The 14,490-nt window shown below is 43.1% G+C and carries 14 protein-coding genes; all 14 read right to left on the bottom strand.

Going from position 1 to position 14,490, the window contains the following annotated elements; translation table 11 throughout:
* Positions 1–119 precede the first annotated feature (119 nt).
* The 14 genes from JQM82_RS10975 to JQM82_RS10910 all read right to left on the bottom strand — a co-directional run bounded on the left by JQM82_RS10975 (position 120) and on the right by JQM82_RS10910 (position 14,346).
* Positions 120–779, bottom strand: coding sequence for a recombinase family protein (locus JQM82_RS10975; RefSeq protein WP_235250368.1), 660 nt, complete (start codon positions 777–779; stop codon positions 120–122).
* 232 nt (positions 780–1,011) lie between these two features.
* Entirely contained in the window at positions 1,012–1,410 is a 399-nt protein-coding gene (locus tag JQM82_RS10970; RefSeq protein ID WP_235250367.1) for a winged helix-turn-helix domain-containing protein, read from the bottom strand.
* 452 nt (positions 1,411–1,862) lie between these two features.
* Positions 1,863–2,717: an ABC transporter permease subunit gene (locus JQM82_RS10965; protein ID WP_235250366.1), complete on the bottom strand. Its 855-nt coding sequence runs from the start codon at positions 2,715–2,717 to the stop codon at positions 1,863–1,865.
* The gene (locus JQM82_RS10960) at positions 2,710–3,624 is read right to left on the bottom strand and encodes an ATP-binding cassette domain-containing protein (RefSeq protein WP_235250364.1); all 915 of its coding nucleotides are present in this window, start codon (positions 3,622–3,624) and stop codon (positions 2,710–2,712) included. The genes JQM82_RS10965 and JQM82_RS10960 overlap by 8 nt, the downstream gene beginning before the upstream one ends.
* Positions 3,625–3,804: 180 nt before the next feature.
* Positions 3,805–6,321: an ABC transporter permease gene (locus tag JQM82_RS10955; RefSeq protein WP_235250363.1), complete on the bottom strand. Its 2,517-nt coding sequence runs from the start codon at positions 6,319–6,321 to the stop codon at positions 3,805–3,807.
* 13 nt (positions 6,322–6,334) lie between these two features.
* Positions 6,335–7,000 (bottom strand): ABC transporter ATP-binding protein, encoded by a 666-nt coding sequence (locus tag JQM82_RS10950; protein WP_235250362.1) that lies wholly within the window; start codon positions 6,998–7,000, stop codon positions 6,335–6,337.
* 121 nt (positions 7,001–7,121) lie between these two features.
* A complete protein-coding gene (locus JQM82_RS10945; protein WP_235250361.1) occupies positions 7,122–8,153 on the bottom strand; it encodes a sensor histidine kinase in 1,032 nt (343 codons plus the stop codon).
* Positions 8,150–8,833: a response regulator transcription factor gene (locus JQM82_RS10940; RefSeq protein ID WP_235250360.1), complete on the bottom strand. Its 684-nt coding sequence runs from the start codon at positions 8,831–8,833 to the stop codon at positions 8,150–8,152. The genes JQM82_RS10945 and JQM82_RS10940 overlap by 4 nt, the downstream gene beginning before the upstream one ends.
* Before the next feature lie 359 nt (positions 8,834–9,192).
* The gene (locus JQM82_RS16535; protein ID WP_268827721.1) at positions 9,193–9,405 is read right to left on the bottom strand and encodes a helix-turn-helix domain-containing protein; all 213 of its coding nucleotides are present in this window, start codon (positions 9,403–9,405) and stop codon (positions 9,193–9,195) included.
* Positions 9,389–10,411 carry a sensor histidine kinase gene (locus JQM82_RS10930; RefSeq protein ID WP_235250358.1) on the bottom strand — a complete coding sequence of 341 codons (1,023 nt, stop codon included), beginning with the start codon at positions 10,409–10,411 and terminating at the stop codon, positions 9,389–9,391. Before JQM82_RS10930 ends, JQM82_RS16535 begins: the two co-directional genes overlap by 17 nt.
* Positions 10,408–11,088 (bottom strand): response regulator transcription factor, encoded by a 681-nt coding sequence (locus tag JQM82_RS10925; RefSeq protein ID WP_235250356.1) that lies wholly within the window; start codon positions 11,086–11,088, stop codon positions 10,408–10,410. The genes JQM82_RS10930 and JQM82_RS10925 overlap by 4 nt, the downstream gene beginning before the upstream one ends.
* Before the next feature lie 36 nt (positions 11,089–11,124).
* The gene (locus JQM82_RS10920; protein ID WP_235250355.1) at positions 11,125–13,188 is read right to left on the bottom strand and encodes an FtsX-like permease family protein; all 2,064 of its coding nucleotides are present in this window, start codon (positions 13,186–13,188) and stop codon (positions 11,125–11,127) included.
* On the bottom strand, positions 13,178–13,951 hold the full coding sequence (locus tag JQM82_RS10915) for an ABC transporter ATP-binding protein (protein WP_235250354.1): 774 nt from the start codon (positions 13,949–13,951) through the stop codon (positions 13,178–13,180). Before JQM82_RS10915 ends, JQM82_RS10920 begins: the two co-directional genes overlap by 11 nt.
* 179 nt (positions 13,952–14,130) lie before the next feature.
* Entirely contained in the window at positions 14,131–14,346 is a 216-nt protein-coding gene (locus JQM82_RS10910) for a helix-turn-helix domain-containing protein (RefSeq protein WP_328284214.1), read from the bottom strand.
* Positions 14,347–14,490: the final 144 nt, after the last annotated feature.

Raw genomic sequence — 14,490 nt, 5'->3', positions numbered from 1 at the left:
TTCCAAATCGGATATCATAACGTCCACTTTCCTTGTCATAAAAAAGATTACCTTCTCGTTTCTCGCTCATTCTATTATTCCTCCTGAAAAATTATCTTTTATACTTAGTAATAGTGACGTTAATCTGGTGATTGCAAAATCTCAGGATGTTTTTCTAAATATTTTTTTCGATAGCGATAAAACGTCGTGTGGGATAATCCCAATTCTTTCCGAAGCTCTGTCGGTGTAATCTCTCCGGCAATTACTTTTGAAAATGCTGCATCAAATGCATCTTCCCCGATTGCTGCAGGTCTTCCATAATCATCCCATTCCCCACGGAGCTTCTTCATTTCTATGCCTTCTCTCTGGCGCTTTTCTTTTTTCTCAATTTCTGCCTGTGCCATAGAAGCATAAAGTTCCAGCATCATATTATTGATGGTTTCCATCATAAGACAAGCCATGGTGTTATCCATTTTTGACATGTCCATCAATGTAGTCGGCAGCTCCAGAACCATCAGCCGCACGCCCATTCCCTGCAGTCGTCGGATCTGCTCCATGGTATCTTTCTTATTCCTGCCCAATCGATCCAATTCCGTAATAATCAAAATATCTCCTGAACGCAGTACATCTTCTACCAGAACAGTGTATCTTGGTCTGTTGAAATTCTTCCCTGTCTGCTGATCCGTAAAGATATTTTTCAACTCCATTTCGTGTTCCTTGCAGTATTGCCGTATCTCCTGAATTCCCCTGTCAAGATGCTGCTCCCTGGTGCTGGTCCTGTGATAACCATATATCGCCATTTTGCGCTCTCCCTTCTGCGAATGTTCCAAAATGTAGGCATTTCTTCTGGAATATTCCAAATGGATTTATCCATACATTTCGGTACATAATTCACGTCTCTTTTTCCATATTCCAAATTGTACACTTTTTGAAATATGCTCTACTTACTCTGTATGCAGAAGATAAGCAAAACGCAACTTGCTGGAAAAGAAATATCCCAGAAGATTGTCCTCTGGGATTGGCATTTTAATTTTATCCTACGAACTTATACCCACTATTTATTACAGTTTCTATATAGCCCTCTCCAATCTTACGTCTAAGCTGGCTGATCACATTTACTACTGCACTGCCACAGTGCTTTGGATTCTCCTTCCAAACTGCTTCGTAAATTTGTTCTTTGGAGAATACCCATCCCGGATGTTGTGCCAGATAAGCAAGTGTCTGAAACTCATAATGTGAAAGGGGAATATGGTCACCATTATGAATAACCATCTGCTCCTGCAGGTGGATCTCCAAACCGGAAAAGGTAAGTACGTTTAAAGAATCTGTAGTTAGAGATAAGTTTCTGACATGACAACTCGTTTTCTCGCTCAGGAACGTAACCACATCCTGTAAAATTGTGTCTTCCGCTTCAATCATCAGAATCTTCATTTTACTATCATCTCCTTACAAGGGGTACTTCTCCTTAAGTTGTTTACTTTAGGGAATACTTTCTTTTTTTACTAATACATAAATCTGATATGCTTCCAATTCCCTGATTTCTGTAATGGACCTATCCAGATAGAATACCGTGGTCTGTATAACCGAACGGTTTTTCTCCCAATAAAGTGAGTCTGTGACAAAAGACTCTTGGTTAAGCCAGCAGGACAAGAGTTCCTTGTTTCTGCTGGTTTCTCTCGTTTTCTGCCATTATAAACCACCGACTTCCGAATAAGTTCTGGATGAGTTCTGAACGGTCTAATATTTTGAAAATCGTTCGACAGAATGTGACAATTATTCAATAATCACTTCAAGATTAATTCACAGTCATTATGATAATGGCAGTACGGCAGTATTCCTTGAACATTACTGCTATTTCATCCCCCTTAAATTTAGTATATTTATCAGCGAATTTCCTTTCTCCGAAACAGGGTAATCCCCATTCCAGACGTTAAGATGATTACCAGCAGCGAATAACCCTGCCACCGATAAGGGGCATTTTTGATGTCTTTGTTGGCTATTCCCTCTGAATCAAAAGCATCCGCAAGCTGCAGGGCCTGTCCAGAGGGCAACAGATCATTGACAATTTCAAGAACAGCCCTCGGTGTTCCGTCAATATACAGGGGGTTCGGACTTTGTTCAACTTGTGTGGGAATACCTACCTCATTGACACTCACATAGTTGTCGTACATTTCCGGCTCACCAAGTCTTTGATAGATATAAGAGCTGGACACAAGTAATACCAAGGCCAGTATCATGCTCACAACCACATTTCCCGCCTTGTTGGTGTTCAGTATAGCCAACATTGTCATAATGCTTGCAAAGGCTATGGAAACCAAAACACTGCATATCAGGCACATGGAAACTATACTCGTTTCTGTCTGCAGTTCACCGCCTTTGAAGCTGCCCACAATGATAATACCGGCAACATAGGCCAGGGAAATCAATACACAGGCTATCGAACACACAATAAGGTTTGCCAAGTAAATCCGCATCCGGGAATGTCCGACCACCAACTTATTCCGAATCGTTCCGTCGCTGTATTCAGAACCGACAAACAGGCTTGTAAAAACTGCTGCTACAAGGCCCATGAACGGAGCAAACTCAAACACGCAGCCATCAATCGCAAAGCCCGCGCTGGCTTCCGAAGCGACATTTGATGCGCTATATACACCGTAGGCAAACATACAGATCAACAGAATCCAAAACACGATTTTTTTCAGCATACGAAAGAATGTCGATGCAAACAGTCTATTCATGGCTAATACCTCCGATTAAATTAACATAGTAGTTTTCCAAGTTTTCTTCCCGCTCCTGTATGGAAAGTACATCGCATTGGTACTTTTCAAGATCAGCAGTCAGACGAGAGATATTCACTCTGTTATAGACCTCTATCACATTGGGAGCAAGAATTTTGTAGGGCTGACCTGCCTGTTCCAGGACGGTAGCCAGAGCTTTTCCGTCTGTCACTTCAATGCGGACAAATTTGCGGAACGAACTTTCCAAATCACTTGCACTGATTTCCTTTATCATTTTCCCGTTGTCGATGAAACCGTAGTGGGTAGCAAGCCGGGATAATTCATCAAGGATATGGCTGGACACCAAAATTGTCATACCATATTGCTGATTAAGGTTCAGAAGAAGCTGCCGCATTTCAATAATGCCCTGCGGGTCAAGTCCGTTGATCGGTTCATCCAGCACCAAAAACCGGGGATTACCAACAAGTGCAATCGCAATTCCCAACCGCTGCCTCATTCCAAGGCTAAAATTCCTTGCTTTTTTCCTGCCGGTATTTTCCAATCCGACCATCTTCAAAAGCTCCGGGATGGTGTCAAAAGAGCGTATTCCCAAAATGCGGTACTGCTCCTTTAGGTTGCCGGTTGCCGACATATCAAGATAGATCGCTGGTGTTTCAATGACCGCGCCCATTTCTTTTCTTGCATTGAGGATTTCATGTTTCCGGCTACTGACACCGTATAAAGTGTATTCCCCGGAAGTGGCTTCTTGCAGGCCGCAGATTAGCCGAAGCAAGGTCGTTTTGCCAGCACCGTTTTTTCCTACCAGTCCATAGATCGCACCTTTGGGGATGTGTATGGAAAAATTGTCTAATGCCTTATAGTGGCCATAAATCTTTGTCAAAGCCTCTGCTTTGAGAACATAGTCCAAAAGATTACCTCCTTTTTATAGCACCCGCCGTTTACGGGGTACTTTTTCTAACAAAATCATCATAAAGAAGAAACCTCACAGAAATGTCACCACAGGACACTTTTTACTGGCTGAAACCTCACAATTCTGTGACATTTGAAAACGACCACCCTATCGGATGGCCGTTTGTGTCTGTATATCTTATTCAGCGATGCGTAACCGTTCCACCACCGTTTTCTGCGCCATTTTGTTGTAGCAAACAATCGGCACAAAAGCCGTAATGAGAATCAGCGGGATAATGCAGAGGATAACGGGGAGCAGAGTAAAATGCCATGTAAAATAGCTTAATTCTGCCCCCATCATCCGAACCACAGTCAAGCTCCCAACAATGGAGAGAATCAGCGAACAAAAAAGCCCCAAAGCAGAATAGCCGATTCCCTCATAAATCAACATTTGTTTGACCTGCTGGCCTGTCATGCCTACTGATTGCAGCATGGCAATTTCTTTATGCCGGGACAGGATGGAAGTCGTCATGGAGTTAATGAAGTTCAGGATGCCGATAAGCGCCAGTATTGCACAAAGCACACCGCCCACAAGACGGTACATATTTATCATGCCGTCAAAAGACTGCCGCAGAACAACTTTAGAAAGATAGTCCAGTGCAGTGTCGGTGTTTGCGGTATAGTTTTTCAGCCAGTTTTCAGCGGCAAGCAGGTTTTTATCATCCACATTGAATATCGTTTTCATGGCCGGTTGATCGGCAGCTACCATATTTCCCAGCAGTTCACTTGTTGGGAAAATGTAATCCAACCCCATATCCACTTTCAAAGGAGTTTCCAGTGCCTTTGGAATATTCACCACTGCAAGCACTTCATAAGTCTTGCTTGTTCCGTCAATTTGTGGAACACTGATCTGATCTCCCGGCTGGTATAGATAAAGGGAACCGTCACCCATCATCTGCATAGGTGTAACATATACCCCTGCTCCTGATTTCCATTTTTCCGTGTTCAGTTCACCGTCCAAAACCTGTATATATCCTGCTGGAAAATCGTCCAGACCGTACACATTAACACCGTGTTCCTGCCGTACCATATAATTGCCTAGTTCTTTTGCAACGGCATCAGAAGAAACTGCAAGTTCCTGTAAACGGGCAAGGTCACTTTCGGAGAGGGACTGTTTGGAAGTCCACAGGTAGACACTTCCTATATCTTCAAGGCCATTCAGACTTTCCGCCTGACTGATGAAATCCCGATTTACATTCGCTGTCTTAAACGGGGCATAACTGTTGATAACCGTAGTATCAGCGACAGTAAAATCTGTCAAACTGAAATCGGCAACAAATTTGTCAAAGTCAAACGAGGTCACATAAGTGTAAACGCTGTTCAAAAGAACGATACTCAACGCAAATGACAGAGTGACGATGATTACCTTTTTCTTATTTCGACCAAGATTGTTTTTTGCCATCATGGTCGTGCTGATATGTCTGCTACGCCGCTGTTTCTTTTTCGCCGGAGCCTGCTCTACATAGTGAAGTGCCTCCATTGGGGAAACTTTGGCCGCCAGCGCCGCCGGCTTTTTGCAGCTAATGAAAACAGTAATCAGTGAAAAGATGATTGCAATCAAAAAGATGATCGGGTTTACAGTAGTAACTACCCGCATATCGTCCGTCAGCATATTCACGATAAAGGGAAGTAGCAAACGACCGATGGGCCATCCCAACAGCAAGCCCAAAGGAATCCCAACGAGGGACAGCTTAATTGCTTTTTTATAAACGATTTTCCTGATCTGTCTTGCGGTTGTTCCCAGTGTTTTCAGCATCCCATAAAACCGAATGTCCTGTGCGATTGAGATGTAAAATACATTGTAAATCAGGAGATAGCCTGCAATAAAAATAACCAAGATCCCGGCCACAAGGGGCAGTATAGTAGATGGGCTGACCGTCGCTGTCCCATAGGCGTCATTGATACTCACCCGTTCATCCAGACCATATTGTGAAGTCACTTCCAATGCCTGTTTCTCAATATCCCATTCCGTAGGCATCATCATAACAGTATCAATATAGCCTGTTCCCACTGGGGGCGTGGCTCCGTCTGTTTCCCCTCGGATAACAGGAGCTACCTGCTCCGTGTATTCTTTGGACAGCAACATTGTCTGGCGGTAGGCCACTGCGTCACCATCCCAAATACCGCACAAGGTAAAGGTATCGGTAAAGGTGTCTGTATCGGTCACAAAGGCAAGTTCCATTTGTGTTCCGATTTCGTCTGGCAGCCCCATTGCCGCTAAAACAATACGGCTTGTAGCAATCTCGTTTTTCTGCTCTGGCAATCGCCCGGTATCAGGGACGTTAAATGTCATTTCTGCATAAGCGGCATCAGCATAGCGCAGCTCCGTAGGAGTTTTATTAAAGCTATCTCCCACAGCGTTGCCGATGATGACAGAATAGCCAATATCTTTCACATCTGTGTCGCCTGCCAGTCGTTCATATTCGTCCCATGACACACGCTTGATACCCACATGAGCAGAAGTGCCAATCGTCCTCATGTTGCTTTCCTGCATGGCAGTCTGCAAACTAATCGCAATCGTGGACAGACTGGTAAACAAAAGCGTGGCAAGCATGATTGCTAAGACAGCAATCGTATTTTTCTGCGCTTTCAGTGAACGCTTTGCCAGAAGTTTCAGGACAGGTCTGTTGTTGTTCCCAAATAAAATATCAGTCATATTTTCGCCCCCTTTACTCGGAAATTCTGCCGTCCTCAATGCGGATAATACGGTCGGCAAGCTGGGCAATCTCATTGTTATGAGTTATCATTACAATGGTCTGATGGAAACTTTGGCTGGTAACTTTCAAAAGACCTAACACATCACTGCTTGTTCTGCTATCGAGATTGCCGGTAGGTTCATCAGCAAGAACAATGGCAGGTTTGGAAACAAGAGCGCGGGCAATCGCAACACGTTGCTGCTGGCCGCCGGAAAGGTTGTTGGGCATACTGTTGAGCTTTTCATCAAGAGCCAGCAGTTTTACAACTTCTTTCATAAATCGTTTGTCCACTGTGTCGCCATCCAGTTCTACCGGCAGGACAATATTTTCGTAGACATTCAGGACGGGGACAAGATTATAGTTCTGGAAGATAAAACCAATGTTGCGCCTGCGGAAGATCGTAAGCTGTTCGTCTTTGAATTTGGATAATTCTTTTCCTTTTACCTTGATACTGCCGGAAGTCGGCGTGTCCAAACCACCCATCATATTCAGTAGTGTGGACTTACCGCTGCCGGAAGTACCAACAATGGCAACAAATTCTCCATCCTCAATCGAGAGGGTCACGCCATCCAACGCTTTTGTGATGTTCGGCTCTGTGCCATAATATTTTTTCAAATCGGTTGTTTGTAATATGCTCATATAGAACACCATCCTTTCTTTGTGATGGCTCTATCTTAAAGACCAATCCTCACAGAAATGTCACCGCAAGAGGTTTTTTACCCATTAAAATCTCACAATCCTGTGACATTTCACAGTTTCATCAATCACGGGGTAAGAATACCATAAAGCAGGAACCGATGTCCGGGCTGGAAGTCAGCTTGATATATCCACCCTGCATGGTAATGATTTCACGGGCCAGATACAGCCCAATGCCGATTCCTTCTATATCGTGAATATCGTCCTCCCGATAAAACCGCTTGAAGATCGCACCTTGATGTTTTTCCGGGATACCCTTTCCAGTGTCGGCAATGCTGATTTTCAGATACAACTCCCAGCACTCCACCGTCACAGTAATTTTTCCATTCTCCGGCGTGTATTTTACCGCATTATCCAAAATATTAAACAATGCTTCGCTCGTCCATTTTCTATCATGAGGAACTGCCAGATGCTCCGGGCAGTTTACCGAAACATCAATTTGCTTCTTTTCTGCGTTCAACAAAATGCCACCCAATGCTGATGCGAGGGTATCATAGACTGTCTGCTTTTTCTTATCCAGAGAAATGACGCCGGTTTCCAACCGGGAAGTCTTAATCATAGCCTGCATGAGAAAATCCAGCTTATCAAGCTGACTGGCGGAAGCTGATAAAAATTCTTTCTGTTTGTGTAGCGGAACTTCCTGCTCCATGAGTGTGCTATTTATCATTTTTAGATTCGCAATCGGCGTTTTCACCTGATGGGAAATATCTGAAATCAGCTCTTGCAGGTCGGCCCGTTCCTTGGCAACATTGCGGCTATTCTCATTCATTACTTCATAGAGCCGCCCCAGCCGATAATTGATTTTATAGAACAAGTTTTCTTCTTCAGCCATTTGCAGAGGCTCTATATTCCCAGACAGCATATCGTCAAGTGTCTGGCAAAAGAGATCAGAAAACAAAGTCAACTTACGCCGAATCAATACCACAAAACAAATCACACAGGACAAAACAAATAAGCAGAAAAACAGGCAACATAATACTGCTGATATACTGTTCGTCAAGTCATATAGAATGATGGTAGTTGCTGAAACAGCAAGTAAAAGTAACAGACCTAAGAACACACAGGCTTTATTGATAGACAGCTTCTTTGCATTCATTTTTGAAGCCCTCCTATCCACATATACCCCATGCCGTAAACAGTTTTGATATACTGCTGTCCGCTTGCCTCGATTTTATTTCGCACCCGGCTGACTGCAGCTGTCAGGGCGTGTTCATCCACAAAGTTTCCATCAATATCCCACAGCTTTTCGAGAAGTACCTGCCTTGTCAGAACAACCTTTGGATTTTTCGTCAGCACCTTTAACAGCCGGTATTCCAGCGGAGTAAAGATGATCGCCTTCCCGGAAATTGCCGCAGTCATTTCCGAAAAATCTATGGACAAGATACCATCATCATAACAGTCCCCACCTGATTGCTTTGCTATGCGGCCCAGCAACACCGCCAGCTTTTTTTGAAAAACACTCATATGAAATGGTTTTGTTACATAATCGTCTGCTCCCAGCTCATAGCCTTTGAGCATATCGCTTTCCATATCGTTTGCAGTCAGGAAGATTATTGCGGTATCAGGATGTCGTTCTTTGGCCTCCCGACAAAAGTCAAAACCATTTCCGTCTGGTAGATTTACATCCAATACAATCAGTTCATAGTCCTGCTTCTCAATAAAACTTGTTGCCTCCTGTTTTGACAAAGTGGCATCCACGGTATATCCCATCGTGTTCAGGTTATAACATAGCGTGTTATTCAAAAGGCGGTCATCTTCAACTACCAAAATCCGCATTGTATCACATCCTTTCCTTTTCAGAGTATCATCCAAATGTCACAAAAACCTCACAAGGGAAATATTTTCTTGAATCTATACTAGCTCTAAATCCATAATATCTCAACTCTATCCTCCCAATTATAAAGAAAACCGATAGCCACATCCAGCGTTTCCAGATGTCCGCTATCGGTCCAGATTGCTTCTTTGTAAAAAGACATAATCCTGTTTTATCATAAAGTCCAGCCAGTATCTTAGTTTTACCAAAGAGCGTTAAACTAATCACCAGTTTTATCCATTCCTACAATTCTTCCATGAGTATGAGTCGTTACTTTATAAAGAGTAATGGCAGTTCATCTTTCAACTGCTCCTGCCTTTATTTACCCCACAAACCTATACTCACTCCCAACCACCGTTTCTATATACCCGTCTCCGATCTTCCGTCTAAGGGAATACACCACATTCGCCACCGCCGCCCCGCATTGCTCCGGGTCCGCTTTCCAGACCGCTTCGTAAATCATGGAATGTGAAAGAACCCAGAGGGGTGGATGATTATTGCGGTAAATAGTCTGTTGGTTAATACGGATTCTCATCAACTACAGGGAACGCAACCTGCATCTCAAATCCATTGCCCCATTCAGAATTTGCGCTCAAGATTATATTTAACCCCTCTGCAATTTCCTTTGCAAGATACAATCCCATACCTGTAGCTTTCTTCCTGCCCTCGCCAGAATCACCCGTAAAACCTTTTTCAAATACATAAGGCAGGTCGCAGCTTCGGACGCCAACTCCGTTATCCTTGATACTTAACACATAACAGCCATCCCTTTGAAAAGACGAAAAGCATAATTCCGGCCCCTCACCACAATATTTTATGGAATTGCCGATAATCTGTCCGAGGAGAAAGTAAAGTCCTCTCCGGTCAGTATAAACTGTATCGTCAGACAAACGGAACTGAATCTGAAACTGTTTTTCATCCAGCAATGGTCTGTAATCATCCAGCACATCTTCGATGCACATTCGTATACAGATATGCTCGAACAGGTAATCTTTTCTCGTACTCTTTACCCGCGCGTAAAATAGCATCTGGTCAACCGATTCCTGTATACGGTTTCGGATATAATCCAGCTTAAAACTCACAATAGGAGATAATTCATCTCTGCGGTTGTCAAGAAGCAATGTCAATAAGGAAAGCGGCGTTTTCGTTTCATGCGCCCATGACTCGACATATTCTTCATAATCGCTTAATTGTGTTTGAAGCTCAGTATAGGCAAGTTGTTTGTCGCGTAGAGTTTTTCCAAGCTGACGAATATATTCTCTTTGTGCTACGCTGACGGTTTCCAACAGTAATTCCTCATGGTATTCATCTGGATTATGGAGGAAAGTTAAAAATGCTTGTTCCTTCTTTCGTTCCAAATGGATAAGTACACCGCACACCAAAGTGAATAAAAGAACCGTAACAAGTACAATCACAATCATTAGGGCATAAAACGCCTGCACATCAGCGAGCCATAGGAGTAATGCAGCAAACAGATCGATCCCCAGCAAAAGCAGAAGCCACGGGATATATTGTAAGAGTGACTTAATGACACGCTTCATAATGGCGCACCTTCCGCTACGAGCCGATAGCCAATTCCACGGACAGGAACAATCTGCTGACACATCATAAGATTTGCCATAGTCTTTTTCAGCCGTGTCAAATTAACCTGAAGCGCATTTTCATCAATAAATTCTGTGGTCCCCCAGATTGCCAGACACAATTCTTCCTTTGAAACGATTTCATCGCCATGTGTTAAAAACACTTCAAGGATTTTTCCCTGATTCTTTGGGAGAATGACAGAATTATTGTGAATATATAGCGTGTATGTTTGCCTATCTAAAAGAAAACCGGCCCCTTCCAACAAATTTGATCGGCCTTCGTATCGCTTCATTACGTTAGACACACGAGCCAAAAGCCGCTCTTTTCTACATGGCTTGGTCAGATATTCGTCAGCTCCCAAATCCAGTGCATGTAATTCATCACGGAGTTGGTCACGAGAAGTAAGCACAAGAACAGGAATGGAACTTTTCTGTTTCACTTCCCGGCAAATCTGGAATCCACTGGTCCCCGGCAAATTCAAATCCAAAAGAATCAGATCAGGGGAAAGCTCCAAAAGCTGTTCCGCCACATCTTCAAATACGCAGATTTCATCGACTTGATATTCTGCCTTACGCAGAATATCCGATAATTCTTCCCGCATGAGAAATTCATCTTCTACAACTGCAATATGTTTCATAGGACTTTCCCCCTTTCTTCTTTATAATCTGCAATACTATTCTTCGCGCTCTGGAACCATCAGGGTCAGAAGGTAATGGTCACTTGTTCGTTTCACAACAGCAATATAAATATATTCTATCACACAAAGCACCAAAATCATAGCGGCAGAAATAATCATCATTTCGGACAAGTTGGATTTTGCCCGAGAGGACAAAATCCCGGTAAGCAATGCACGAACTCCAAACAGGCTGCTAAAAGCGGCCATAATAACAGGAATACCAAAGTACCAGTTAATCTGTTTTCTGGCAGACTTGCACAGAATAGGGTACGCAGCGCCTAAATGAATCAGTGTCCGGTAACGGCGGCTTGATTTCTGTTGACTGATGAGAAATTGTACACCAATAATGGTATTTGCAATAATCAGAAAGATAATCGCCAGGTAAATGGTAATGTAACTGGCTGCTACCATATAAAACAGCTGCCTTCCCATGTTTTGCAGATAACTTTCATAATGCAAGCCTACTTCATCCAGTTTTTTATTCATATCCGATATAGCGGACATGAGGCTTGTATTTTCTTCTGCGCTCTTTCCCAAAACGCCATTGAGATAAATATTATAATCATCCTGTGTATAATATTCAAACACTTCATCCGGTAGGATCAATGCAAAAGATAATGTGATGGAACGATCTGTAACCAAATTGGTCGTCTGCACGGTTCCCGTGAGATAAATCGTTTTTCCATCCAGAAAAGCTTTCGGCCTGTTTTCAAGAATGCTGCGTAAAATTGCTATCCGCTCATCAGTGGTAAACTCGCTATCTATATAGACAGCAGCTTCATCCGAGTCCAATTCCAATTCTGGTAGGCCGGCAGCAGAAAGGAGATGATTATAGCTGCTCGCAGAAATCAGATACGGATAAGTGGCATAGCCAAGATTGTTAAGAAGAACATCTCTGTCTTCAGAAGGCTGCATTTCACGCAGAGCAGACATGACCGCTTCCATCTGGAAAGCATTGTCCGTGTCATCAGTTGTGCTGATATGCCCTACCTTCATCTCAAATAAATCAGAAAATTGAGTGTCTAATTGGTACTCAGACAATGTCTGCCGAATTGCTGCTGTATCAGCACTGTCCTCATTACCTTCAAAAGTATAGTCCAGAACATGCTGCTCGGCCTCTCCGTAGAAACGGGAAATCCCTACACCAGCCCCGAAGCAGCAGAGAGCAGTCAAAATAAGCAGAGAACAGATCGCAAGTGTGCCGGAACGGTAGACAACAGTTTCTTGTATCTGACGAAAATTAAACACATGAAGCTGACGATCCTTTCTACCAGATTTCACAATAACACTAATCACCGACCGGAAGCCCCAAAAGAAAGCGATTGTACCTAAAATACCAAGAAAAACCGTCAATCCCATCATTGCAAACCCGGACCATGTTTCCCCATGAATAGCCATTGTGTAGGCTACAATCAAGCAAAGAATACCACCCAAAAGCGAAAGTGCATAGAAAAATGCAGGTAATCGTTTTTTAGCCCCATCCGGTGTATCAACAAGCAACGAGCCTATTTCCTGCCTACTGATTCTGATGCTGAGAATTAAAAATGCTGCAAATTTAATCATGAGAAATCCTGCTGCTGTCCATAGTACAGCTTTCAGGGAGAAGGATATTTGATGACCGACAATTCCAAGGCCCACCAGTCGGGCAGTAATCAGGCTAATCAGTTCTGACAGCAAAACCGCAACAGGTAATCCGATGAGTAGAGAAACAACACTGTTCCGTAAATCTTCTGCCAGTAGCATTACAAACAGTTTAATACGGCGCATTCCCATCATCAAATATACACCAAGTTCATGCCTGCGCCGTTCTAACTGAAACTTACTGGCGTAGTAAATGAGGAAAAACAGAATAAACAAGGTCATTCCAAAAAACACAGGAATCATCGCCATCAATCTATCTACTGCATCACTTTCCATCTGAGCCAGAAAAATCATCACATCCTGATTCGGCAACGACAGAATAATGTAAAAAGCAATGATAGAAACCAGCAGCGAGCTAAAGAACAAACCGTTTTCCTTTCGGTTTCTTTTGCTATTGCGGGAAATCAACTTAAAGAACATTTGCGCTGCCACCTCCTAACTGCGCCATTACCTTCAAAATGCGGGAATAAAATTCCTGCTGGGATTCATTCGGGATATCCCGGCGAAGCTCATGGAAGATAATGCCATCCTGAATAAACAGAATCCGCTTGCAGTAACTGGCTGCATTGGAGTCATGCGTTACCATCAGAATCGTAGTATTTGCATCCTGATTTAGTCCGGAAAGTTTCTCCATCAGCGCCTTTGCATTTTTGGAATCCAAGGCACCAGTAGGCTCATCAGCGAGAATAATTCCTGGATTGAGAATCAATGCCCTGGCCGCGGCAATTCTCTGTTTTTGTCCACCGGACATCTGAGATGGGAATTTATTCAGGACATCTTTTACCTCCAAATAGGAAGCCAACCTTTCCAAACGCTTATTGCTTTCTTTTTCCGATACACCGTGGAGAGATAGCGGAAGCAGAATGTTTTCACGCCCAGTCAGATTATCAAGCAGCTCAAAGTTCTGGAACAGATAGCCAATCTCTTTTCCTCGATAGTCAGCCAGAACCGCCCCTTTGAGCGTTTGTATCTGTCTACCGTTCATTATAATACTGCCACTGCTGGGCTGGATTACAGTGGCAATACAATTCAGTAAAGTGGATTTGCCCGATCCGCTACTTCCCATAATACCCAAAAACTCTCCCGGCATCACCTGAAATGTAATGCCGTCTAATGCCTTTGTCTGGCTTTTTGCTTTGCCATAATATTTTTTCAAAGATTCAATCTCAAGAATAGGTTTCATTTCATTACCTCCTTTGGTTCTGTCCATATCATACCACAAGGCGAATCTATAAAACACTTACAGTCAATGAAAGGTTTGTATTAAAATTCTGATATCCTCTTAGTTATACAAAAAGGTGAGGACTTCTTTTTCAGAAGTTTCCTCACCCTGCTATTTTATGATTTCATTACTACTTATTTCTATAATTCTGGTTCCCTCACAAACCTATACCCGCTCCCAACCACCGTTTCTATGTACCCATCTCCGATCTTCCGTCTAAGGGAATACACCACATTCGCCACCGCCGCCCCGCATTGCTCCGGGTCCGCTTTCCAGACTGCTTCGTAGATCTGCTCTTTTGGGAAAAACATGAGAGCTTCTATATAACACTTCGACATATCAATCACCTTCGCCATTATGACTTTTCCTTTTTCTTCTACTCCCCCAAAAAACAAGGAAAATCCCCACACAAATTATTATAATCGTAAGGATATATATAATTGGCATTGGCTGAACAGATATATAATCCATAAAATCCGTATAAAACCCCTGCCCATTAA

It is taken from the genome of Faecalicatena contorta (assembly GCF_021531995.1).
Classification (GTDB): domain Bacteria; phylum Bacillota; class Clostridia; order Lachnospirales; family Lachnospiraceae; genus Dorea_A; species Dorea_A contorta_A.
This window is presented reverse-complemented; position numbering and strand designations above follow the sequence as displayed.